The following is a 22,732-nucleotide window of genomic DNA, read 5'->3' on the forward strand; positions in this document are numbered from 1 at the left end:
CCATGAATCGCACTTTCCGCTCGCTCGGCCGGCGCGGCGCGCTTGGCGCACTGATCGCCCTCGCCGCCAGCACGGCCACCCCGGCCTTCGCCGCCGACCCTTACCCGAACAAGCCGATCCTGCTCGTGCTGCCATTTCCGCCGGGCGGTTCCTTCGACCCGATCTTCCGCACGCTGGCCGAGGCCGCCTCCAGGGACCTGGGCCAGCCCATCGTGCTGATGCACAAGCCGGGTGCGGGCGGCGTCACCGGCACCGCATCGCTGGCGACCATGCACGAGGCCGACGGCTACACGATCGCGGTCATGCACAACTCGGTGATCCGCGCACCGCTGGTGCAGAAGGTGAGCTGGGACCCGCTCAAGGACTTCAGCTACCTGATCGGACTGGCCGGCCTCACCACCGGCATCGTGGTGGCCGCCGATGCGCCCTGGAAGTCGCTGCCCGAGCTGCTGGCCGACGCCAGGAGGCGTCCCGGCGCCGTCAGCTGGGGCAACGTGGGCGCGATCAGCATCAACCGCATCTACGCCGAGCGGCTTGCCAGGCAGGCGGGCACCTCCTTCAACCTGGTGCCCTACAAGGGCGGCAGCGAAGCCTTCCAGGCGGTGATCGGCCGCCATCTCGACGTCTATGGCGACCCCGGCTTCGGGCCCCAGGTGCAGGGCGGCAAGGTGCGCCTGCTCGCCACCTTCACCGCCGAGCGCCTGAAGCGCTACGACGCGCCGACCGTGAAGGAGCTGGGCCATGACATGGTGATCGAGTCGCCGGTGGGCCTGGTGGCGCCGAAGAACCTCGATCCGAAGATCGCCGCCAGGCTGCACGCGGCCTTCGGCAAGGCCGCAGCGGACCCGGCCTACCTACAGCAGCTGGAGCTGTTCGACATGCAGCCCAAGCTGATGACTGGCGAGAGCTATGCCGACTACGCCCGTACGCAGTTCGAGCGCGAACGCAGGATGCTGGCCGAGATCGGCTTCAAGCCGGAGTGATCACAGCGATGAACCCCATGGACTTTTCCGCATTCGATTTCACGGGCCGCCACGTGGCCGTGGCAGGTGGCTCCAGCGGCATCAACTTCGGCATCGCGCAGGCCTTCGCGCGCGCCGGTGCGCGCCTCACGGTGCTCAGCCGCTCGGCCGACAAGGTGGCCGCGGCCGCGCAGCAGCTCGAAGCGCTCGGCACGCAGGCACTGGGCATTCCGGCCGACGTGCGCCAGCCCGAAGCGCTGGAGTGCGCCTTCGCGCAGGGCGCCGAGCGCTTCGGCCCCATCGACGTGCTGGTCTCGGGCGCCGCAGGCAACTTCCTCGCGAGCGCGCTCGACATGTCGCCCAACGCCTTCAAGACGGTGGTCGACATCGACCTCCTGGGCAGCTTCAACGTCGCCCGGCTGGCGCATGCGCACCTGCGCCAGCCCGGTGCCTGCGTGGTCCAGATCTCCGCCGGACAGGCCTTCACGCCGACGCCGTTCCAGGCGCATGTGTGCGCGGCCAAGGCCGGCGTCGACATGCTGACGCGGGTGCTGGCGCTGGAGTGGGGTCCGCAGGGCATCCGCATCAACTCCATCGTGCCCGGGCCGATCGCCGGCACCGAGGGCCTGAAGCGGCTCGCGCCCACCGGCGACACCATGGCTGCGATGGCCGAGCGCGTGCCGCTCAAGCGCCTGGGCTGCATCGAGGACATCAGCCGCATGGCGATGATGCTCGCGAGCGACTGGGGTTCGTACGTCACGGGCGCGGTCATCCCGGTCGATGGCGGCCTTGCGCTGACGGGGCCGCGCGACTTCACGGCGGCCGCCGCCGCGTCGAAGCGGGGGCCACGCCATGAGCCTGCACCTCGCGAGCGCACCGCCAGAAGGCGACGACCGGCCGCGCAGCGGACCGCAGCGCCACGTGCCCTTCTCCGAGCACCTGGGCCTGCGCCTCGAGCGTGCCGAAGACGGCGAATCGGTGGTGTCGGTGACGCTGCGCCCCGAACTGCTGAACAACCACGCCAGCGGCCACGGCGGCGTGCTGATGACGCTGCTCGACAGCGCCATGGCGCATGCCGCGCTCTCGCGCGTGGGCTATGCGCGGGAGGTCGTCACGGTCGACATGCACATCGCCTTCATGCGGCCCGCGGGCGGGCTGCTGCAGGCCCAGGGGCGCGCCACCGGCGGCGGCCGCTCGGTGTGTTTTTGCGAAGCCACCGTCACCGACGCCGGTGGCGCCGTGGCGGCGCGCGCGATGGGCACCTTCCGCTACCGCGACCCGGCGTGAGCGCAGCGCCAAGGGTGCGCCGGTGAACGTTTCGGCCAATCGTTTTGGGCCGATCCGCGATTGTTGAAGCCGGCGCGCCGGCCGAGACTTCATCCCATCGACACAGCGCCCCACAGGAGTTTCCATGACACGTATGCAGCGCCCCGTCCATGTGGTCGGCGTGGGCATGATCCCCTTCACCAAGCCCGGCGCCAGCGCCCCGTACACCGTGATGGGGGCGCGCGCCGCCAAGCTCGCGCTCGACGATGCCGGCGTCGACTACGCACAGGTGCAGCAGGCCTACGTCGGCTATGTCTACGGCGACTCCACGGCCGGGCAGGCCGCCATCTACGGCGTGGGCTTGAGCGGCATTCCGGTGTTCAACCTCAACAACAACTGTTCCACCGGCTCCAGCGCGCTGTTCCTCGCGCGCCAGGCGGTCGAGAGCGGCATGGTCGAGTGCGCCATCGCGCTCGGCTTCGAGCAGATGCAGCCCGGCGCACTCAAGGGCGCCTACGACGACCGCCCCTCGCCGATGGCGCGCTTCGCCGAAGTGATGGCCGACAAGCAGGGCTTCGTTCCCGAGGCGCCGCGCGCCGCGCAGTTCTTCGGCGGCGCCGGCCGCGACTACATGGCGCAGCACGGCATCCGCCGCGACACCTTCGGCCGTATCTCGGTGAAGGCGCGCCAGCATGCCGCGCGCAACCCGCTCGCAGTGTTCCGACAGACGCTGACCCTGGACGAGGTGATGGCCTCGCCGCTGGTGTTCGATCCGCTCACGCGCTTCCAGTGCTGCCCGCCCACCTGCGGCGCGGCCGCGGCCGTCGTCTGCTCGGCCGGGTTCGCGCAGAAGCACGGGCTCGACACGCGCGTGGCGATCGCTGCGCAGGCGATGACCACCGACACGCCCTCTACCTTCGAGAGCCGGGACATGCGCCAGCTGGTGGGCTACGACATGACCGCCGCCGCGGCCCGGCAGGTGTACGAGGACGCCGGCATCGGCCCCGAGGAACTCGACGTGGTGGAGCTGCACGACTGCTTCACCGCCAACGAACTCATCACCTACGAGGCGCTCGGGCTCACGCCCGAGGGCACGGCCGAGCGCTTCATCGTCGAGGGCGACAACACCTATGGCGGACGCGTGGTGACCAACCCCTCGGGCGGCCTCTTGTCCAAGGGCCATCCGCTCGGCGCCACCGGCCTCGCGCAATGCGCGGAGCTGGTGTGGCAGCTGCGCGGCCGGGCCGAGCAGCGCCAGGTGGAGGGCGCGCGCCTCGCGCTGCAGCACAACCTGGGCCTGGGCGGCGCCTGCGTGGTCACCCTGTACCAGGCCGTTTGACATGCTGACCCCCACGCTTGTCGCTTCGCGTACTGCGCTGCCCCCCAAGGGGGCTCCAGCCGCCTTGGGGCGGCCCGGCGGTGGCTGGGCATGATCGACCGCCGCCACATCGGCCACACGCTGCCGCCGTTCCAGGTGCCAGTGGAAAAAGGCCGCCTGCGCTTCTTCGCCAAGGCCACGGGCCAGACCGACCCGGTCTACATCGACGAGGCCGCCGCGCGCGACGCCGGGTACCCGGGCCTGCCGGTGCCGCCCACCTTCTTCTTCTGCCTGGAGATGGAAGCGCCGAACCCCGCCGCCATCCGCGAGTTGCTGGGCATGGACTACCGCCGTCTGTTGCACGGTGAGCAGGGCTTCAGCTACCACGCGATGGCCCATGCCGGCGACACGCTGACCTTCCGGCAGCGCATCGACGACATCTACGACAAGAAGAACGGCGCACTCGAATTCGTCGTGCGCAAGACCGACGTGCGCAACCAGCAGGGCGTGCTCGTGGCCGAGCTGCGCTGCGTGACCGTGCTGCGAAACCCATGACCGGAAGCCCCGCTATGACGACCGCCCCCCTCCCCGACTGGACAGCGCTGCGACCCGGCGACGCCCTGCCCCCGCTCGAGCTGCCGCCGATCAGCCGCCTCGACCTGGCGCTGTACTGCGGCGCCTCGGGCGACCACAACCCGATCCATGTCGACATCGACTTCGCGAAATCCGCCGGCATGCCCGACGTGTTCGCGCACGGCATGCTGTCGGCGGCCTGGCTCGCGCGGCTGCTGACGAACTGGGTGCCGCAATCGGCGATCCGCTCGCTCGACGTGCGCTTTGCCGCCCTCACCCATGTGGGCGAGCGCATCGCCTGCACCGGCACGGTGGCCGAGAAGCTCGAACACGAAGGCCGGCGCAGCCTGCGGCTGAAGCTCGTGACGGCCAACCGCGAAGGCATCGCCAAACTGAGCGCCGAGGCCCTCGTCGCCTGGCCCTGACACCCCCGAGGAGACAACCCATGAACAGCAGCAGCAACAGAAAACTCGAAGGCAAGGTCGCCATCGTCTCCGGCTCCGGCCGCGGTATCGGGCGCGAGATCGCGCTCAAGCTCGCGAGCGAGGGCGCGCGCGTGGTCATCAACGACCTGGACGCCGAGCCGGCCGCGCAGACCGTCAACGACATCGTGGCTGCGGGCGGCAGCGCCATCGCCTGCCCCGGCAGCGTGACGGACAGCGGCTTTGCCGACCGCTTCGTGCGCACCGCGGTCGACAGCTACGGCGGCCTGGACATCGTCGTCAACAACGCCGGCTACACCTGGGACAACGTGGTGCAGAAGATGAGCGACGAGCAGTGGGAAGCCATGCTGGCCGTGCACCTGACCGCGCCCTTCCGCATCCTGCGCGCCGCCTCCGACTTCATCCGCGACGCGGCCAGGCGCGAGGCCGACGAAGGCCGCGAAGTGTTCCGCAAGGTGGTCAACATCTCGTCCACCTCCGGCGTGTACGGCAACGCGGGCCAGGCCAACTACGCGGCCGCCAAGGCCGGCATCAACGGCCTGACCAAGGCGATGGCCAAGGAATGGGGCCGCTACAAGGTCACGGTCAACAGCGTCGCCTTCGGCCTGATCAAGACCCGGCTGACCGAGGCCGACGCCAGCGCGGGCGCGAGCATCGACATAGAGGGCCGGCAGATCAGGGTCGGCGTCAACCCGCAGATCCTGAAGAACGCCGAGGCGCTGATTCCCCTCGGCCGCGGCGGCACACCGCAGGAAGCGGCCGGCGCGGTCTACCTGTTCTGCATTCCGGAGTCGAACTACGTGAGCGGCCAGGTGCTGGTCTGCGGGGGCGGGCGGCCGTGAGCCGCCGGGCCGCTCCCAAGGCGAACAGCACCGCAGCGTGCAGCGCGGAGGTTTTCGTATGAACGCTACCCGGCCGTGGATGAATGAAGAACTCGAGATGCTGCGTGACAGCGCGCGCCGCTTCTTCGAGCGCGAGTGCGTACCCCACGAGCCGCGCTGGCGCGCACAGCATCACGCCGACCGCGAGATCTGGACGAAAGCCGGCCAGGCCGGTCTGCTGTGCGCCAGCATCCCGGAGGAATACGGCGGCGGCGGCGGCAGCTTCCTGCACGAGGCGGTGATCTGCGAGGAGCAGATGCGCGCCATGGCGCAGAGCTTCAGCAACAACGTGCACAGCGGCATCGTCGCCCACTACCTGCTGGCCTACGGCACCGAGGCGCAGAAGCGCCGCTGGCTGCCGCGCATGGCCAGCGGCGAGCTGGTGGCGGCCATCGCGATGACCGAGCCCGGCGCCGGCACTGACCTGCAGCGCATCAAGACGCAGGCGCGGCGCGACGGCGGGCACTGGCGCATCAGCGGCAGCAAGACCTTCATCACCAACGGCATGCATGCGGGCCTCGTCTGCGTCGCGGCCAGGACCGATACGGCGGCCGGCGGCAAGGGCATCTCGCTGCTGATGGTGGAGACCGAAGGCACGCCGGGCTTCCGGCGCGGGCCGCTGCTCGACAAGATGGGCCAGAAGACGCTGGATACCACCGAGCTGTTCTTCGACGACGTGCGCGTGCCGGCCGACAACCTGCTGGGCGGCGAGGAAGGGCGCGGCTTCGCGCAGCTCATGCAGCAGCTGCCGCGCGAGCGCCTGCTGATCGCCGTCGGCGCGGTGGCGACCATGCAGCGCGCCATCGGCGACACGCTCGGCTACGTGCGCGAGCGCCAGGTGTTCGGCGAGCCGCTCCTGAAGATGCAGAACACCCGCTTCAAGCTCGCCGAATGCGAGACGCAGGCGCAGGTGGCGCGCGCCTTCGTGGACGACTGCATCGCGCGCCTGATGCGCGGCGAGCTCGACGTGCCCACCGCCGCCATGGCCAAGTGGTGGACCACCGACGCCTGCTGCCGCATCGTCGACGAATGCCTGCAGCTGCACGGCGGCTACGGCTTCATGAACGAATACCCGATCGCGCGGCTCTATGCCGACGTGCGCGTGGGCCGCATCTACGGCGGCGCCAACGAGGTGATGAAGGAGATCATCGCGCGGGCGCTGGAGAAGCGATGAGCGCCGCCCGGCCACCGCATTTCCGCTTCTGGCCCAAGGGCGTGGCGCGCACCCTGCGCGTGCCGCGCGCCACGTTGCCAGACTACCTGGACACATCCGCGCGCCGCTACCCGGACAAGCCGGCCATCGCCTACTGCGGCGCGACCCTCGCCTATGCGCAGCTGCGCCAGCGCGTCGATGCGCTGGCCGGCTACCTGCAGCAGCGCCTCGGCGTCGAACCGGGCGACCGCGTGCTGCTCGCGAGCCAGAACTGCCCGCAGTTCGTGACCGCCTTCTACGCCGTGCTGCGCGCGGGCGCGGTGGTGGTGCCGGTGAATCCGATGAGCAAGGCGGCCGAGGTGCGCCACTGCGCGCTCGACAGCGGCGCGCGCGTGGCCTGCGTCGCGCAAGACCTGCTGTCCACGCTCGCCCTCGGCGAAGGCGAGGGCGAGCTGCGCGCCGTGCTCGTCCACGCCTACGCCGACGCCATCGACGCCACCGCGAGCGACGACGCGTTGCCCGACTGGGTCACGGCGCCGCGCGCTGCCCTCGACGACGCGCGCCTGCACGGCTTCGAGCAGGCCATCGCGCTCGGCCTCGCGCCCGCCGCGCTGCCCCTGTCACCGGACGACCTCGCGGTGCTCCCCTACACCTCGGGCACCACCGGCCATCCCAAGGGCTGCATGCACACGCATGCGACGCTGTCGGCCTCGCTGGCCAGTTCGGCGGTGTGGAAGCAGCTGCACGTGGAGACCGTGACGCTGGCCGTCGCGCCGCTGTTCCACATGCTGGGCCTGCAAAACGGCATGAACCTGCCGATGTTCCTCGGCGCCACCGCGGTGATGATGCCGCGCTGGGACCCCGCGATGGCCGCGCGCCTGATCGAGCGCCATGCGGTCACCGCCTGGTCGGCGCCGCCGGCCATGGTGATCGACCTGTTCTCCCATCCCGAAGCCGAGCGGCGCGATCTCTCCAGCCTCGCGCTGCTGTCGGGCGGCGGCGCAGCGATGCCCGAGGCCGTGGCCGCGATGCTCGCGCAGCGCCACGGCCTCTCGTACAACGAAGGCTATGGCCTGACCGAGACCGCCTCGTTCCTGCACGCCAACCCGCCCGCGCGCGGCAAGCGCCAGTGCCTGGGCATGCCGACGCAGGGTGTCGATTCGCGCATCGTCGACCCGGTCAGCTTCGAGGAACTGCCGCCCGGCGAGACGGGCGAGCTGGTGACGCGCGGCCCGCAGGTCATGAAGGGCTACTGGCGCAACCCCGAGGCCGACCGCGAGGCCTTCGTCGAGATCGGCGGCCAGCGTTTCCTGCGCACCGGCGACCTCGCGTCGATGGACGAGGAGGGCTATTTCTTCCTGCGCGACCGGCTCAAGCGAATGATCAACGCCTCCGGCTACAAGGTCTGGCCCACCGAGGTGGAGAACGCGATGTACGAGCATCCGGCCATCCACGAGGCCTGCGTGATCGCGGTGCCCGACGGCAGGCGCGGCGAATCGGTGAAGGCGCTGGTGGTGCTGAAGCCGCAGCAGCGCGGCCGCGTCGGCGAGGAGGAGATCGTCGCGTGGTGCCGCGAGCGCATGGCCGTCTACAAGGCGCCGCGCGTGGTCGAGTTCCTCGACAGCCTGCCGAAGTCCGGCACCGGAAAGATTCTTTGGCGCGCGCTGCAGGACGCGCATCGCGCCGCCGCCCCGGAGCACGACCGATGAACGATTTTTCCGCGTTGCGCTGCGAGCGCCACGGCACCACCGCGCTGCTGACGCTGGACACGCCCGCCAACCGCAATGCCTTCACCCCCGCCCTGCGCGACGAGCTCGCGCGGGCCATCGCGCAGGTGCGCGGCGATGCCGGCGTGCGCGCACTGGTGCTCGCGGGCGCCGACGGCCAGTTCTGCTCGGGCGGCGACCTGCGCGGCATCGCCGATGCGAAGCTCGACAACGCCGGCTGGCGCGAGCGCATGCAGGCCACGCAGCGCTGGTTCAGCGAGCTGATCCTGCTCGACAAGCCCGTGATCGCTGCAGTCGATGGCCCCGCTTACGGCGCGGGTTTCAGCCTGGCGCTTGCGGCCGACTTCGTGCTCGCGAGTCCGCGCGCGCGCTTCTGCATGTCGTTCCTGAAGCTGGGGCTGGTGCCGGACTGCGGTGCCTTCTACAGCCTGCCGCGCGTGGTGGGCGCGCAGCGCGCACGCGAGCTGATGCTGTCGGCACGCGAGGTCGGCGCCGCCGAGGCGATCGAGCTCGGCATCGCGATGGAGCTGCACGAACCCGGGCAGCTGCTGCCGCGCGCGCTGGCGCTGGCCGCGAGCTTTGCCGGCGCCTCGCCGCTGGCCGTGAGCCTGGTGAAGCGCGCCACCGGCGATGCAGGCGCGCTGGCCACACTGCTCGACACCGAGGCGAACGCGCAGGCGCTCGCCTTCGGCAGCGCCGAGCACCGCGAGGCGGTGAACCGTTTCCTCGACAAGAAGCCACTGGCGTTCCAGTGGCCCGCGAACAAGGAGCAAGGATGAGCACGAACGAATCGGCGATGCCGCAAGCAGGCGCCCTCGGCGTCCAGGCCTTTCACCAGCGGGAGCTGGACGCCGGCCGCTTCCTCATCCAGCGCTGCGGCGACTGCAGCCGCCAGGTGTACTACCCGCGCGAGAGCTGCCCGCACTGCGGCGGCATGGCGCTCGAATGGAAGGCACCGAGCGGCCTGGGCACCGTGCATGCCGTGACGACCGTGCGGCGCAAGCCGGCCGATGGCGGCGACCTCGACGTGAGCCTCATCGAGCTCGACGAAGGCGTGCGCCTCATGAGTCGCATCGAAAACCTCGCGCCCGCCGCGGTGCGCATCGGCCAGCGCGTGCGCGCGCGGGTGCAGCTGAAGGACGGCCGCGGGCTCGTGCTGTTCGATGCCGTCGAAGGAGCCGCCCGATGAACGCGGAACTGAAGGCCTTGCGCGGCAGCGCGGCCATTGCCGGGGCCGCCACCTTCGGCTGCGGCGAGGCGCCGGGCTTCACCGACATGGAACTGCTGGCCCGCGCCGCACACGCGGCCGTGGCGGATGCGGGCCTGCGGATGCGCGACATCGACGGGCTGTGCACCGCGAGTGCCTCGGCCGCGATGTGGGCCCTGCCGGTAGTCGAATACCTGGGCCTCAACCCGCGCTACATCGACGGCACCATGCTGGGCGGCAGCAGCTTCATCGCGCACCTGCTGCCCGCGATGCAGGCCATCCGGTCCGGCCAGTGCAGCGCGGTGCTCATCTGCTACGGCAGCGCGCAGCGCAGCGCTGCCTTCGGCCGGCGCGAGATCGTGGCGGCGCGCCGTTTTCTCGATCCGCAGCCCTACGAGCATCCCTACGAACCGATGCTGCCGGTGTCGGCCTACGCGCTGGCGGCTTCCCGCCACATGCACGCGTTCGGCACCACGCGCGAGCAGCTGGCCGACGTGGCGGTCGCGGCGCGCGCCTGGGCCGCGCTCAACCCCGAAGCCTTCATGCGCGAGCCGCTCACGCGCGACGACGTGCTGGGCTCCCGCATGGTGTCGGACCCGCTGACCGTGCGCGACTGCTGCCTGGTCACCGACGGCGGCGGCGCCTGTGTGCTGGTGAGCGCCGATCGCGCGCGGGACCTGCCGGGGAAGCCGGTCTATGTGCTGGGCAATGCCACCGCGGTGTGGAACCGGCAGATCTCCTCGATGGCGGACCTCACCGTCACGGCGGCCAGCCAGTCGGGCCGCGAGGCCTTCGCGATGGCCGGGCTCGGCCCCGGGGACATGGACGTGGTGCAGCTGTACGACGCCTTCACGATCAACACGCTGCTCTTCCTCGAGGACCTGGGCTTTTGCCCCAAGGGCGAAGGCGGCCGCTTCGTGGCGGGCGGCGCCATCGCACCGGGCGGGCGGCTGCCCGTGAACACCAACGGCGGCGGGCTGTCCTGCGTGCACCCCGGCATGTACGGCATCTTCGCGCTCATCGAGGCCGTGCGGCAGCTGCGCGGCGAATGCGGCGAGCGCCAGGTGAAGAACGCGCACACCGCGCTCGCGCATGGCAACGGCGGCATGTTGTCGAGCCAGGCCACCGCGATCCTGGGCACGGCCGAGGCGTTGCGTTGAGTTTTCCCACCCCCGAAGAGGAGACAAGCCCATGAAGACGACATCGATGCTGGTGCGCCGGCTCTGCGCGGCCGCAGGCCTGGCGGCTCTGCTCGCCGCGCCGGCGCTGGCGCAGACGGCCTATCCCAGCCAGCCGCTCAAGCTGATCGTGCCCTACCCCGCCGGCGGCGCCACCGACACGCTGGCGCGCACCATCGGGCAGAAGCTCCAGGAAGTCTGGGGCCAGCCCGCGCTGGTGGAGAACCGCCCCGGCGCCGGCGGCACCATCGGCAACGGCTTTGTCGCCAGGGCCCCGGCCGATGGCCACACCGTGCTCATCGCCATCACCGCGCTGATCCAGCAGCCGCCGCTCATGGACAAGCTCAGCTACGACCCTCTGAAGGACTTCGCGCCCGTCACGATGATCGCGCGCAGCCCCAGCATGCTGGCCGTGCCGCTGGACTCGCCCGCGAAGAGTCTCAAGGACTTCATCGCGATGGTGAAGCAGAGCCCCGGCAAGTACAACTTCGGCAGCTACGGCGCCGGCACCTCGTCGCACATCCAGGGTGCGCTCCTGAACATGCAGGCCGGCATCGACCTGGTGCACGTGCCGTTCCAGGGCGCCGCCCCGCTGGTCACCAACCTGGTGGGCGGCCAGCTCGCCTCGGCCTTCATCGACAGCGCCACCGCGCGGCCGCACCTCAAGTCGATGCGCCCGCTGGCCGTGACCGGCACGCAGCGCATGCCCGGCCTGCCCGACGTGCCCACCTTCGCCGAGCTGGGCTACCACTCCTTCGACCCCTACGGCTGGTTCGGCGTGTTCCTGCCCGCCGCGACGCCCGCACCGGTGGTGCAGAAGCTCTCGGACGAGATCGACCGCATCGTGCACCTGCCCGACGTGAGCGCCAAGATCGAGGCGCTGGGCCTGCAGGTGGCCGGCGGCAAGCCCGAAGCGTTCCAGAAGATGGTGCGCGCGGATGCCGCCATCTACGCGAAGATCATCAAGGACGCGAACATCCGCCTGGCACCCTGAAGCCGCGCCTCCGCTGTGCGCCAGTGCCGCGCACATGGACACTCGCCGCAGGCAGCCGGAGGTCGGCTTCCGCTGCAAAGCCGCCCTCCGCTTCCCGCACGAGCTGAGGATCAGTTCTGCGCCGGCGTCGCAGCGGAAACGGCTGCGCGCAACCCCAACTCATAACTGTCGACGCCGAAACCGCAGATCTGTCCCCGCACGATCTCTGCGAAGACCGAGTGGTGGCGGAACGCCTCCCGCGCATGGATGTTCGACATGTGCAGCTCCACCACGGGCACCGTCAGAATTGCCAGCGCATCGCGGATTCCGTAGCTGTAGTGCGTCCATGCACCGGCATTGATGAGCACTGCGTCCACGCCCTCCGAGAAGGCACGATGGATGCGCTCGCACATCTCGCCCTCGCTGTTGGTCTGAAAGCTCTCGATCTCGGCACCCAGCGCCTTGCCCAGAGCTTGCAGCCGCTGGTCGATTTCTTGGAGGGTTGTCGTGCCGTACTGCTTCGGATCGCGCTTGCCGAACATGTTGTGGTTGATGCCGTGAAGCATGAGGATCTTCATGATGCGTCTCCGAAATGAGCTGTCAGACCAAGGGAATGGTCATGCGGTCGATCACGGCGCGGGTGTCGGGGCGAACGCCGCGCCACCATGCGAAGGCTTCCGCGGCCTGCTCGACCAGCATGCCGACACCGTCGGCCAGCCTTGGCACGCCGGCGTTTTGCGCCAAGCGCAGGAAGGGAGTGAGCCCTTTGCCGTAGGCCAATTCATACGCCAGGCGTGCGCCCTGCAGGGCCTCAACCGGCAAGGGCGGCAACTCGCCCCTGAGACTGGCCGAAGTGCCGTTGATGACGATGTCGAATTTTTCACCCGAGAGATCGCCGTAGGCGCATCCCTCGATCTTGCCGTGAGCCGCGAACTGCCTTGCAAGGTCGTCCGCCTTGCCCTGCGTACGGTTCGCGAGCACCAGCACCGCGGGTTGCTGTTCGAGAAACGGAAGCAGTGCGCCACGGACTGCACCACCTGCGCCGAGCACCAACATGCGCGCCCCCTTGAGCGCGAAGCCAAGGTTGCGTTGGATGTCGTTGGTGAGCCCCAGGCCATCGAAGTTGTCGGCCACGATGCGGTCGCCCTCGAATTTGAGTGCATTGGTCGCGCCTGCCAGTTGCGCGCGCTCAAGCCTTTCCGTGGCCAAGGCAAAGGCCTGAAGCTTGAACGGCGCGGTCACGTTCATGCCGCGTCCGCCAGCGTTGCGAAATGCATGCAGATCATCAGCGAAGTGATCGAGAGAGCCTTCGATCGCGCTGTAGTCGATATCCTGTCCGGTCGAGGCTGCAAAACTGCCGTGGATGTAGGGCGACTTCGTGTGCCCGATGGGGTTGCCGATGACGGCGTACTTGTCGGTCATCTCGAGAAGCTCCTTATGCGCTGTAGAGCACGCCGTCGGCCTGCATGTCTGCGATCTGTGCGGCGTCGAAACCCAGGCTGGCTGCGATTTCTGCGTTGTGTTCGCCCAGTTCGGGCGCGACCTGCGTGATCGAGGTATCGCAGCCCGACATGTGGAAAGGCAGGTTCGGCAGGCGGATCTTTCCGAGCACCGGGTGGTCTTGCTCGACCACCATTCCGCGCGCCTGGATCTGCGGGTCGGCCAGCACCTCGTCGATGCGCTGGACCTTGGCGGCCGGCACGTCGATGCCGTCCAGCATCTTCAGCAGTTCCGCGACCGGCCTTGCCGAGACCCAGGGCTTCACCACTTCGAGGATGCCAGCGCGCTGTGCATTGCGACCCGCCGAGGTGTGCAGCAGCGTGTCGGTGCCGAAGCCTGCCGGGCCACCTGTCTGTTCTACCAACGCAGCGAATCTCTTCCAGGCATCGTCGACTTGCGCCGCGATGACGACGTCGCCGTCCTGCGCGCGGAACACGCCGTAGAGCGTCGAGTTGGGCATGTCGTGCCCGGTCTGCACCGGTACTTCCTTGCCTCCTGACAGCGTGTAGCACTGCACCGCGTACTCGTGCATCGACACCAGCGTGTCGTACAGCGCCATGTCGATGTGCTGCCCGCGCCCGGACTTCACCCGACCGAGAAGGGCCGCATTGATGGCCGCCACCGCGTGGATGCCGGTGTACATGTCGCCCAGCGAGATCCGCAGCAGAGGCGGCGCTTCGCCGGGATTGCCGACCATCTGCATGATCCCGCTCTTGGCTTCGGCGATGAGGCCGAAACCGGCGCGGTGCGAGTCGGGGCCGGTATGGCCGTAGGCCGAAATCGAGCAGTAGACGAGGCCGGGGTTGGTCTCGGCCAGTTCGGCATACCCCAGGCCGAGCTTGTCGAGTGCTCCGGGCCGGTAGTTCTCGACGAACACGTCGGCACTGTCGACGAGCTTCTTCATCAGTGCGCGACCGCGGGGATCCTTGGTGTTGACGCTCAACCCCTTCTTGCCCATGTTCTGCTGCAGGAAGTAGCCGCTGTGGTCACCGACGAACCAGGCATGCTGGCGGCCTGCGTCGCCCGACCCCGGACGCTCGACCTTGATGACTTCCGCACCTAGTGCAGCGAGGCAGCGACCCACATACGGACCGGCCAGGAAGTGGCTGTAGTCGATGACGCGCATGCCAGCCAGCGGCAGCGCTTGTTGCGATGACGCGCTCATGCCGGCCTCCTTGGCACCATCACGCGGTGCTCGCCCTTCTGCACCACCTCATCGTGCTGGTTGATCAGTTCGGACGGCAGCACGAGGATGCCCCAGCCCGGCTTGCTCTTCGATTCGCGCTTGGTGCCCACGTGGAACCTCACTCGCACCGTGTCGCCCAGCTTGATCGGGGCAACGAAGCTCCATTCCCAGCCCAGCGACATGCCGGGCATGAAGCGCATGTCGCTCCTGGTCTTCAACCCGTCGGCGATCGACAGGCCGAACAGGCCGTGTGCCACGCGGGTGCCGAACGGCGTCGTGCGGGCATAAGCCTCGTCTGTATGTACGGGGGTGTGGTCGCCGCTGAGGTCGGCGTAAGCCATCACGCGCGCCTCCGTCACTTCGTAGGGCGGGCTGACGCAGGTGGCGCCGACGACGGCGTCGTCCCAATACTTGTCTTCGATGGTCAGTGATGTCATGAGTGTCTCTCTTGGATTGAAAGGTTCAGGCGCGTGGATCGATGGCAAGCGCGCGGGCCACGGTGCCTGCGCTGGCCTGGATGAATTCGACGGCCAGGCCATCCGGCAGGCGCAGCCAGTTGCGGCCTTGCGGCATCTCGGTGACGCCGAAGGCTTGGGCCGCGGCGAGTGCGGCCTCGAGGTCTTCGCACATCACGCCGATGTGGCCGAGGCGGCCCTCGGGTCCGGCGTAGCCAGGCTTGGCCATGAACTGCATGCCGCCGAGCGTCCAGTATTGGATGGGCTCCTCGACGGTGCCTTGCACCTCACGCATCGTCATGCCGCAGACCTCGTGAAAGAACCGGATGTGCCAGTGGATGTCTGCCACCCAGATGGCGACATGTTCGACGTAAGCGCGCGGACGGGTCATTTCGCCTCCATACGGCGTTCGATGCCCTTGATGGCAGCGACCAGCGTCTGATTCACGGGGGTCGGCACGCCGTGTTTCAGGCCCGCGCGCACAACGGCGCCGTTGATGAAGTCGATCTCGGTGATGGAACCCTTCTCCAGGCTTTGCAGCATCGAGGTCTTGAACTCGTAAGGAAGCCCTTCGGCAGCCATCATCCAGGCGTCGCGCGGCGTGGCGATGGACAACTTCACGCCCCTTGCTTCAGCAACAGCCATTGCTTCGCCCACCGCTGCAAGGGCTGCAGCTTCGATCTCCGGCACCGAGTAAAGGCTGCCGTACACCTGCCCCGTGATCGCACTCAATGCGCCCGTGGACACGTTGATGAGCAGCTTGTCCCAGATCACGCCCATGATGTTGTCGCTGACCTCGCACGGCAGCGCAGCGCGTTCGAATTCGGCGGCAATTGCTGCCGCCCGTGCGCTGATGCGGCCATCGAGCTCGCCGATCACCGTGCGCTTGTTGCGTGTGCCCGCGATGATGCGGCCCGGCCCGAGGAACACGCCGCCGACATAGGTCTTGCCGGCCAGCACATGCTCCGCGCCGGCGACCTCCGCCAGGATGTCTTCATGCCCCATGCCGTTCTGCAACGACATCACGGCGGTGTCCGGACCGACGACGGACAACGCGCCTTCGATGGCTGCACGCGTATGGAAGGACTTGACCAGCACGATCACCAGATCGGCCGGAGGCAAGCCTTCGACGCTGGTGACCGCATGCACATTCACCGTGCGCTCGTTGTCGCCGTCCTTCATGCGCAGGCCATCGCGTTGGATGGCGTCGACGTGGGCCTGGAACGGATCGATGAGCGTCACATCGGAGCCGCCCGCGGCGAGGGTGCCCCCGATGGCGCATCCGAGGGCGCCTGCGCCCAGAAAGTAGATCTTCATGCGTGTCTCCTGATGGAATGACGCAACGATAGTTTTTTCAGTTCATATCGCCAATGACATGGATGAAATGATCTACATTTCGTTTTGAAATGGAAACGGACGACTACTCGACGGATGCGGGGACCGGCATGGTGAGCGTCAAGCTGCTGTGCCTGTTCGACCTCATCTACAGCACACGCAGCGTGACGCGCGCGGGTGAGCAGATGGGTCAGAGCCAGCCGACCGTGAGCAATTGGTTGGGCCGCTTGAGAAAGCAACTCGGGGACGAACTCTTCGTGCGCACGGTCGACGGCATGCAGCCAACGCCACGCGCGACGGAACTCATCGTTCCTGTACGCGAAGCCCTGTCGGCATTGCGTCGTGTCGCTGCGCCCGAGCCGGCCTTCGAGCCGGCCAGCGCCACGCGGCGCTTCCGCATCTGCATGACCGATGCGAGCCACATTACATTGCTGCCGCAACTGCTGGCGCACGTGCGCGCGGTTGCGCCGGGCATCGTCCTGGAGGCAGCACGCATCGACGAGCAGACCGGGCCGGCGTTGCAATCGGGCCAAGCCGACCTGGCCATCGGCCTTGTGCCTTGGCTCGAGTCGGGTTTCTTCCAGCAGGTGCTCTATCCGCAGGACTGGGTGTGCCTGGTCAACGCCAAGCATCCGCGTGTGAACGGCAAGCGCATGGGCTTGCGCGAATACCGGGCCGAAGCGCACGTCGGCATCTCGGGTGGAACCGGCGTTCAGTTGCTGGAAGCGGCGCTGCAGCGTCACCGCGTGGTGCGACGCATCTTGCTGGAACTCCCGGGATTTCTCGGGCTGGCTGCGATCGTGTCGACCACCGACTTGATCGCCACGGTGCCGCGACAGATCGGCGAGACGCTGGCACGGACAACCGGCCTTTCGGTGTTCGATTGCCCTGTGCCCGTGCCGCCTTTCACGGTCAAGCAGCACTGGCACGCCCGATACAACCAGGATCCGGCGAACCGTTGGCTGCGAGGCTTGTGCGAGCACTTGTTCGCGCGAGATATGCGAAAGGCTCGGTGAACTATCCCCCAATGGCAACGAGTGCCTGCTTCAGACTGGATGCCTCGACTCAACGTGTTTGACTTAGAGGGAAAGCGTTTGCAGACCCGTTAGGCCTCATACCCATCTGCGTACCCGCCCTTTGTAAGCCTCGTACTCTGCCCCAAATAGAGACGCCAAAACGCGCTCTTCCGGGATGATTTGGAACCGGGTGATGTACAGCACGTACACGACAACCCACAGGACAGCGAGCGGATTCGCCAGAAACACTGCCCACGCCAACAGGGTAAGCAAGAGCCCGACATACATGGGGTTGCGCGTATAGCGGTACACGCCTCGTATGACCAACGAGGACGCCAGGCTTGCCTTGATCGGGTTCACGGTGGTCTTGGCGCGCCGAAACGCAACCATTCCGGCGATGCTGATGCCTTGGCCGACGCACACCAGAACGACGGCGCAAAGCACACGGGCCGGATAGGGAATCTGCACGAGGCCCGCGACGGCTGGCGTCAGCCACATGAGAAGCGCCAGGACAAGCGCCACGATGGGGGGAGGAACCTTCAGTTCAAGCACGCTCATAACACTCCATGATGAGGCCTGGCGCCCGGCATGACCCGCCACGCACACGCCTCACTAGTGGCAAGTCTTGCGGATCGCCCTCGCCGGGATCGCCCCTCTGGCGATAGCCCGCGGCAACCGGAGAAGGGAATCCATGCCCTCAAACCAGCATCGATTGCTGGGCGAAGATGCCCGCCATCGCGCCCTGCGACGATGCCTGGGTGACCGAGGGCAAGAAGGTCGTGGCGAGGTCGCCGGCGGCGTAGATGCCGGGCATGCTGGTTTGGCGGCGCTCGTCGACCTTGAGGACGATGCCGGTAGGCGTATCCCCCGTGGCGAGGCCCAGTGATTCATGCAGGCTTGCGGACGGCTTGTTGCGCGGCTGGGCGAACAGGATGTCGACCGCCACATTGCGCCCGGTATCGAGATTGACAGTGCTGATTTGGCCCTTGCGATGGGCGATCTCGATGATCCGGCCATCAACGACAGGTACTTTGCGGCGCGCCAGATCGGCCCGGATATCGGGCGCAATGTCGTGACCATCGGCGAAGACAGTCAACTTGTCGGTCCAATCGTGGAACAGCCTGGCAGATTGGTGCGACTGCGGACCGGACCAGACGAGGCCCCAATGCTGGCCGGCGACTTCAAAGCCGTCGCAATAGGGGCAGGGCACGATGGACGTGCCCCAGCTTTCGGCGAAGCCCGGAACATCAGGCATCTGGTCGGCGACGCCGTAGCTCAGGATCACGCGGCGCGCCCCGAGGCTTTCGCCATCGCCAGTGAGGACGGAGAAATCGTCGATGGCGCCGGAAACGCTGTCGGCCCGGGCATTGACCAGCCTGATCGTGGGATACCGCGCCAGCTGCTGCCGCGCCTCGGCCAGGATGTCCAGCGGTGGCTTGTGATCGTGGCCGAGCAGGCCATGCGAGTGGCCGGCGAAGCGATTGCGCGGCAGGCCGGTATCGAGAACGGTGACCTTGCGGCGGGCACGGCCGAGCTGCAGGGCGGCGGCGAGGCCGGCAAAGCTGCCGCCGATGATGATGACGTCATTCATGGTGATGGGCTCCGTGTGGGTCGGCTGATTACTGGACTATCAAGTACAGTAATGTGAGGCAGATATAGTAAACTGTCAAGTCCACTAAATCTGCCCATGACCCGCCTCACAGTTCCTGCTCCCAAGCCCCAACGCGGGCGGCCCCGTGATCCCGAGCGGGGCCGGCGCATCCTGGAAGCGGCACAAAGGCACTTCGACGAGCATGGTCTGGAGCGTGCCAGCGTGGATGCCATCGCTGCGGACGCAGGTGTTTCAAAGATGACCGTGTACAGCAACTTCGGCTCCAAGGAGGGGCTGTTCCAGGCGGTCGTGCGCGACAGGACGGCAGCCGTGGTGGCTGGCTTCCCGGGCGCCGGGACGCTGGACCCGGACCAGCCGGAGAAGGTGCTGCTGGCGATCGGCACTCGGTTTCTCGCACTGGCGCGCGGGGACGCGCTGGGCGCGTTGCGCGCTGTCTATGGCGTCGCGGGGGCGCAGCCGGAAGTCTGCCGTGCGTTATACAAGGAGGGCCCGGAGCGTGTGAACGACGAGCTGGCTGCATACCTGCGCCGTGCCAACTCGGCGGGCACGCTGAAGGTGCGGAACCCGCTTCAGGCAGCGGACCTGTTCCTGTCGATGTTCCTGGGCTCCGGGCACATCCGCGGACTGCTGAAGCTCGAGATGCCGGATACCCGGGAAAACAGGACTCTTCTGCGCGAGGCCGTTCGGGTCTTCATGGCGGCATACGGCGCGTAGGCTCCACAAAGCGGCCTGAGGTCGCGAGCATGCGGCGATCTCGAGCCCGTCAATCACCAATACCCGCTTCGGATCGGGACTTCCAATTCACGCAGAGAGGAAGCGGTTGCTCACGCGGTGAGGGCCAAGACCTAGGAGGGCTACGGCCGCACTACCTCGGCGAGCAGCAGTCTTCGACGTCGGCGAGATGACGTGTCCATGAAACGTAGTGTGTTGACCGCGAAGCGGGATACAGGCGCATACGCAACGCCTCGGGACAGGAAAAAAACCGCAGAACATCGGTGCACACAGTCGCCTGGCCGGCTTTGCATCCGGCTGGCATTTCATTCCCAACCAACATCGCTCCCCATGAAAAGTCCCCACACGCATCAGGTTCCCAGTGCGGATGCCACGAAGGAATCTTTTTCCCACAAGGCCGGGCTGGCGAAGCGCACCGGCCTCGGCGCCCTCGCATTTGCAGCGGCCTTCAGCATCTTCGCGGTGGCCGCCAACGCGGCCGAGGAAACCGGCAGTGCCGCCAAGAACCCGAACGCTTCGCCGATCTATGGCGTCGTCCTTCCCAAGGGCTACCGGCAGTGGCAGTTGATTGCGCCCGCCATCGAGGCGGAGCCGCTGAACGAATTGCGCGTCGTGCTCGGCAACGCCAAGGCGATCCAGGCCTACGACCAGGACACGCTGCCGTTCCCCGACGGCACCGTGCTCGTCAAGCTGGCATGGAAGCATGTGCAGTCGCCGGAGTTTGCGCCCGCGTCCATTCCGGGTGCGGCCACCACTGTGCAAGTGATGGTGAAAGACTCGAAGAAATACCCCACCACCGGCGGTTGGGGATTCGGTCGCTTCGTCGACGGCAAACCTGTCGACCTGGCACAGCACCAGACCTGCTTCTCCTGTCACCAGGCGCTGGTGAAGAACCACGACTACGTGTTCACTCGGCTCGCGCGCTGACTCGCGGCGTTGGCAAAAAAATGGGCGCCCAGTCGAGGCTGGGCGCCCGCGTCGGTAAAGTGGCGCCTCCGGTCGCCGCTCGGCTCGCTCAGCGATCCAGCGCCGCCGCCGCCTCGACAATCACCTTTGTCACGGCATCGGGCTGCGACGTCATCACCACGTGCGACGCCCCCTTGATCACCACGGTCTTCACGGCCTTCGCACGCTCGGCCATGAAGGCCATCGCTGCGGGCGGAATGTTCTTGTCGCGATCACCGTAGATGAACCACGACGGCACCGATTTCCAGGCCGGCGCCTCGGCCGGTTCGTTCAGCGCGGCTTCAGAAATGGGGCGCTGCCCGACGGCCATCAGGCGTGCCTTTTCGAGGGGCACGTCGGCCGCGAACTGGGCTGGAAACTTGTCCTGCTGGATGTACAGGTCCTTGCCGCCGTCGGCCAGCGACACCGCCGGGGCAAGCGCCGGGCCGAGCGTGCTGCCCGGAAATTTCCCGGTGAGGCCGATCGCCGTCTCGCCGGCCTCCGGCGCGAATGCCGCCACGAACACCAGCGCCTTGACATTGGTCTTTCCGCTGGCGGCCTCCGAGATCACCGAGCCTCCATACGAATGGCCGACGAGAACGACCGGCCCCTTGACCGAATCGACGCCGCTGGCGACGGCGGCGGCATCGAACTTGGGCCCACGCAGCGGGTTCGCGGCGGCGATGACCGGGTAATGCCGAGTCTTCAGGTCGCGCACCACGCCGTCCCAACTGGACGAATCCGCGAACGCCCCGTGCACGAGCACGATCGTTGGCTTGGATGGATGCGCTGCCGCACCCGACTGCGCGGCGGCTTGCAATGGCGCAAGGATGGCCAGGCCGACAGAACTGGCAACCAGAGCTATGCCGATGCGGCGAGAGAACTTTGTCATGACGATTTCCTTGATTCGACGTTGAGAAAAAACTAAGTCGGATGGAGCCGACGACGGCGAATTTAGGAGCGGCCCGCAGATCGCGAGCCTTCTCTGTATGCGCATGTGTACGAGGCTTGCCTTGCGACATTACTTTGCAAACGACCGGCCTGTGCGAATGCTCCGATTGAAATTTAGTGTTGACGAAGCCGGCCCAGATACACAGGCATACGCAAACCGGGCGCCAGGCGCTCCGCGCGCCGAACAATCTCCCCATCAGTTCGGAAGGCGCGTGCGATCCGGCTGACCACCACTCCGGTGCTCATCAATCACTTCGGATTCAAGGAAATTTCAAAATGACCGATTCCTCTCAGTTGCCCCGTCGCTCTTTCCTGGCCAAGGCGGTGCTCGGCGTGGCTGCCGTCCAGCTGACTTCGATCGTGCCCGCCTTCGCCCAATCTGCCGGCACAGGCGCCGTCAGGCGCCTCGAGCCGCTCAAGAGCATCGACGCCGGCAGCCTCAACATCGGATATTTCGAAGCAGGTCCGGCCAACGGCGCGCCGGTGATTCTTCTTCACGGCTGGCCCTACGACATCCACATGTTCGTCGACGTCGCACCACAGCTGGCCGCCGCTGGATTCCGCGTGATCGTGCCGTACCTGCGCGGCTATGGCACCACGCGGTTCCTGTCGGCCGACACCCCGCGCAACGGCCAGCAGTCGGTCGTTGCCGTGGACATCATCGCGCTGATGGATGCGCTGAAGATTCAGTCAGCCACCGTTGCCGGCTGCGACTGGGGCGCACGCACGGCATGCATCATGGCCGCGCTGTGGCCGGAGCGCGTGAAGGCGCTGGTGTCGGTCAGCGGCTACCTCATCGGCAGCCAGGAGGCCGGCAAGATCCCCCTGCCGCCGCAGGCCGAGTTGCAATGGTGGTACCAGTACTACTTCGCGACCGAGCGCGGCCGCGCGGGCTACGAGAAGAACCGCCACGACTTCGCCAAGCTCATCTGGCAGACCGCATCGCCCAAGTGGAACTTCGATGCGGCCACCTTCGATCGCAGCGCCGTCGCGTTCGAGAACCCCGACCACGTGGCCATCACCGTGCACAACTACCGCTGGCGCCTGGGCCTGGCCGACGGCGAGGCGAAGTACCAGGCACTGGAAGACCGGCTCGCCAAGGCACCCGTGATCGGCGTGCCGACCATCACGCTGGAGGGCGACGCCAACGGCGCGCCGCACCCCGAGCCCAGCGCCTATGCGAAGAAGTTCTCGGGGCGCTACGAGCACCGGCTGGTGAGCGGCGGCATCGGCCACAACCTGCCGCAGGAAGCGCCCGAGGCCTTCGCAAAGGCCGTGATCGACGTCGCGCGCGGGTGAGTCGCGTCCGTCGTCGGGCA

General features: G+C 67.6%; 25 protein-coding genes and 1 pseudogene. 17 read left to right on the forward strand and 9 right to left on the reverse strand.

Features of this window, described 5'->3' with window-relative positions; genetic code table 11:
• Positions 1-2 precede the first annotated feature (2 nt).
• From ACEOAB_RS22655 to ACEOAB_RS22715, 13 genes and pseudogenes are all read left to right on the forward strand, one after another.
• Positions 3-983: a tripartite tricarboxylate transporter substrate binding protein gene (locus ACEOAB_RS22655; RefSeq protein WP_413751015.1), complete on the forward strand. Its 981-nt coding sequence runs from the start codon at positions 3-5 to the stop codon at positions 981-983.
• An 8-nt stretch (positions 984-991) separates the two neighbouring features.
• Positions 992-1,792: pseudogene (locus ACEOAB_RS22660) on the forward strand (SDR family oxidoreductase); the annotation flags it as partial.
• A gap of 22 nt (positions 1,793-1,814) precedes the next feature.
• A complete protein-coding gene (locus ACEOAB_RS22665; protein WP_495653134.1) occupies positions 1,815-2,249 on the forward strand; it encodes a PaaI family thioesterase in 435 nt (144 codons plus the stop codon).
• A gap of 133 nt (positions 2,250-2,382) precedes the next feature.
• On the forward strand, positions 2,383-3,567 hold the full coding sequence (locus ACEOAB_RS22670; RefSeq protein ID WP_413750960.1) for a lipid-transfer protein: 1,185 nt from the start codon (positions 2,383-2,385) through the stop codon (positions 3,565-3,567).
• A gap of 90 nt (positions 3,568-3,657) precedes the next feature.
• The gene (locus ACEOAB_RS22675) at positions 3,658-4,101 is read left to right on the forward strand and encodes a MaoC family dehydratase N-terminal domain-containing protein (protein WP_413750959.1); all 444 of its coding nucleotides are present in this window, start codon (positions 3,658-3,660) and stop codon (positions 4,099-4,101) included.
• A 14-nt stretch (positions 4,102-4,115) separates the two neighbouring features.
• On the forward strand, positions 4,116-4,544 hold the full coding sequence (locus ACEOAB_RS22680; protein WP_056588947.1) for a MaoC family dehydratase: 429 nt from the start codon (positions 4,116-4,118) through the stop codon (positions 4,542-4,544).
• A gap of 20 nt (positions 4,545-4,564) precedes the next feature.
• Positions 4,565-5,404: an SDR family NAD(P)-dependent oxidoreductase gene (locus tag ACEOAB_RS22685; RefSeq protein WP_056588952.1), complete on the forward strand. Its 840-nt coding sequence runs from the start codon at positions 4,565-4,567 to the stop codon at positions 5,402-5,404.
• 58 nt (positions 5,405-5,462) lie between these two features.
• Positions 5,463-6,617 (forward strand): acyl-CoA dehydrogenase family protein, encoded by a 1,155-nt coding sequence (locus ACEOAB_RS22690; protein ID WP_413750958.1) that lies wholly within the window; start codon positions 5,463-5,465, stop codon positions 6,615-6,617.
• Positions 6,614-8,305: a long-chain-fatty-acid--CoA ligase gene (locus ACEOAB_RS22695; protein ID WP_495653135.1), complete on the forward strand. Its 1,692-nt coding sequence runs from the start codon at positions 6,614-6,616 to the stop codon at positions 8,303-8,305. Before ACEOAB_RS22690 ends, ACEOAB_RS22695 begins: the two co-directional genes overlap by 4 nt.
• Positions 8,302-9,102 (forward strand): enoyl-CoA hydratase/isomerase family protein, encoded by an 801-nt coding sequence (locus ACEOAB_RS22700; RefSeq protein WP_413748873.1) that lies wholly within the window; start codon positions 8,302-8,304, stop codon positions 9,100-9,102. Before ACEOAB_RS22695 ends, ACEOAB_RS22700 begins: the two co-directional genes overlap by 4 nt.
• Positions 9,099-9,512, forward strand: a complete 414-nt coding sequence (locus ACEOAB_RS22705) for a Zn-ribbon domain-containing OB-fold protein (protein ID WP_413748874.1) — start codon at positions 9,099-9,101, stop codon at positions 9,510-9,512. Before ACEOAB_RS22700 ends, ACEOAB_RS22705 begins: the two co-directional genes overlap by 4 nt.
• Positions 9,509-10,690, forward strand: coding sequence for a thiolase family protein (locus tag ACEOAB_RS22710; RefSeq protein WP_413748875.1), 1,182 nt, complete (start codon positions 9,509-9,511; stop codon positions 10,688-10,690). Before ACEOAB_RS22705 ends, ACEOAB_RS22710 begins: the two co-directional genes overlap by 4 nt.
• Before the next feature lie 31 nt (positions 10,691-10,721).
• Positions 10,722-11,702 carry a Bug family tripartite tricarboxylate transporter substrate binding protein gene (locus tag ACEOAB_RS22715; protein WP_413748876.1) on the forward strand — a complete coding sequence of 327 codons (981 nt, stop codon included), beginning with the start codon at positions 10,722-10,724 and terminating at the stop codon, positions 11,700-11,702.
• A 110-nt stretch (positions 11,703-11,812) separates the two neighbouring features.
• Here the strand turns inward: ACEOAB_RS22715 and aroQ are convergent, their stop codons facing one another.
• From aroQ to ACEOAB_RS22745, 6 genes are read right to left on the reverse strand one after another with little or no spacing between them, the layout of a single operon-like run.
• A complete protein-coding gene (aroQ, locus tag ACEOAB_RS22720; RefSeq protein WP_413748877.1) occupies positions 11,813-12,259 on the reverse strand; it encodes a type II 3-dehydroquinate dehydratase in 447 nt (148 codons plus the stop codon).
• Positions 12,260-12,281: 22 nt separating this feature from the next.
• On the reverse strand, positions 12,282-13,103 hold the full coding sequence (gene aroE, locus ACEOAB_RS22725; RefSeq protein WP_056588972.1) for a shikimate dehydrogenase: 822 nt from the start codon (positions 13,101-13,103) through the stop codon (positions 12,282-12,284).
• A 13-nt stretch (positions 13,104-13,116) separates the two neighbouring features.
• A complete protein-coding gene (locus ACEOAB_RS22730; RefSeq protein WP_413748878.1) occupies positions 13,117-14,346 on the reverse strand; it encodes a CaiB/BaiF CoA transferase family protein in 1,230 nt (409 codons plus the stop codon).
• A complete protein-coding gene (locus ACEOAB_RS22735) occupies positions 14,343-14,795 on the reverse strand; it encodes a MaoC family dehydratase (protein ID WP_413748894.1) in 453 nt (150 codons plus the stop codon). Before ACEOAB_RS22735 ends, ACEOAB_RS22730 begins: the two co-directional genes overlap by 4 nt.
• 34 nt (positions 14,796-14,829) lie before the next feature.
• Complete coding sequence (locus ACEOAB_RS22740) at positions 14,830-15,213, reverse strand: VOC family protein (protein ID WP_413748879.1); 384 nt, start codon at positions 15,211-15,213, stop codon at positions 14,830-14,832.
• Positions 15,210-16,139 (reverse strand): ketopantoate reductase family protein, encoded by a 930-nt coding sequence (locus ACEOAB_RS22745; RefSeq protein ID WP_056588982.1) that lies wholly within the window; start codon positions 16,137-16,139, stop codon positions 15,210-15,212. The genes ACEOAB_RS22740 and ACEOAB_RS22745 overlap by 4 nt, the downstream gene beginning before the upstream one ends.
• 128 nt (positions 16,140-16,267) lie before the next feature.
• On the opposite strand from ACEOAB_RS22745, the gene ACEOAB_RS22750 reads away from it, so the two are divergent.
• Positions 16,268-17,173, forward strand: a complete 906-nt coding sequence (locus ACEOAB_RS22750) for a LysR family transcriptional regulator (RefSeq protein WP_495653850.1) — start codon at positions 16,268-16,270, stop codon at positions 17,171-17,173.
• A 96-nt stretch (positions 17,174-17,269) separates the two neighbouring features.
• Here the strand turns inward: ACEOAB_RS22750 and ACEOAB_RS22755 are convergent, their stop codons facing one another.
• On the reverse strand, positions 17,270-17,731 hold the full coding sequence (locus ACEOAB_RS22755; protein WP_413748881.1) for a methyltransferase family protein: 462 nt from the start codon (positions 17,729-17,731) through the stop codon (positions 17,270-17,272).
• Positions 17,732-17,870: 139 nt separating this feature from the next.
• Complete coding sequence (locus ACEOAB_RS22760; protein WP_413748882.1) at positions 17,871-18,764, reverse strand: NAD(P)/FAD-dependent oxidoreductase; 894 nt, start codon at positions 18,762-18,764, stop codon at positions 17,871-17,873.
• A gap of 96 nt (positions 18,765-18,860) precedes the next feature.
• Here ACEOAB_RS22760 and ACEOAB_RS22765 point away from each other — a divergent pair, with 96 nt between their 5' ends.
• Positions 18,861-19,499 carry a TetR/AcrR family transcriptional regulator gene (locus tag ACEOAB_RS22765; RefSeq protein WP_413748883.1) on the forward strand — a complete coding sequence of 213 codons (639 nt, stop codon included), beginning with the start codon at positions 18,861-18,863 and terminating at the stop codon, positions 19,497-19,499.
• 348 nt (positions 19,500-19,847) lie between these two features.
• Positions 19,848-20,444 (forward strand): cytochrome P460 family protein, encoded by a 597-nt coding sequence (locus ACEOAB_RS22770; RefSeq protein WP_413748884.1) that lies wholly within the window; start codon positions 19,848-19,850, stop codon positions 20,442-20,444.
• Positions 20,445-20,532: 88 nt separating this feature from the next.
• On the opposite strand, the gene ACEOAB_RS22775 is transcribed toward ACEOAB_RS22770, so the two are convergent.
• Positions 20,533-21,459, reverse strand: a complete 927-nt coding sequence (locus ACEOAB_RS22775; protein ID WP_413748885.1) for an alpha/beta fold hydrolase — start codon at positions 21,457-21,459, stop codon at positions 20,533-20,535.
• Between the two features lie 230 nt (positions 21,460-21,689).
• On the opposite strand from ACEOAB_RS22775, the gene ACEOAB_RS22780 reads away from it, so the two are divergent.
• Positions 21,690-22,712: an alpha/beta fold hydrolase gene (locus ACEOAB_RS22780; RefSeq protein WP_413748886.1), complete on the forward strand. Its 1,023-nt coding sequence runs from the start codon at positions 21,690-21,692 to the stop codon at positions 22,710-22,712.
• Positions 22,713-22,732 lie beyond the last annotated feature (20 nt).

Source organism: Variovorax sp. Varisp53, assembly GCF_059491555.1.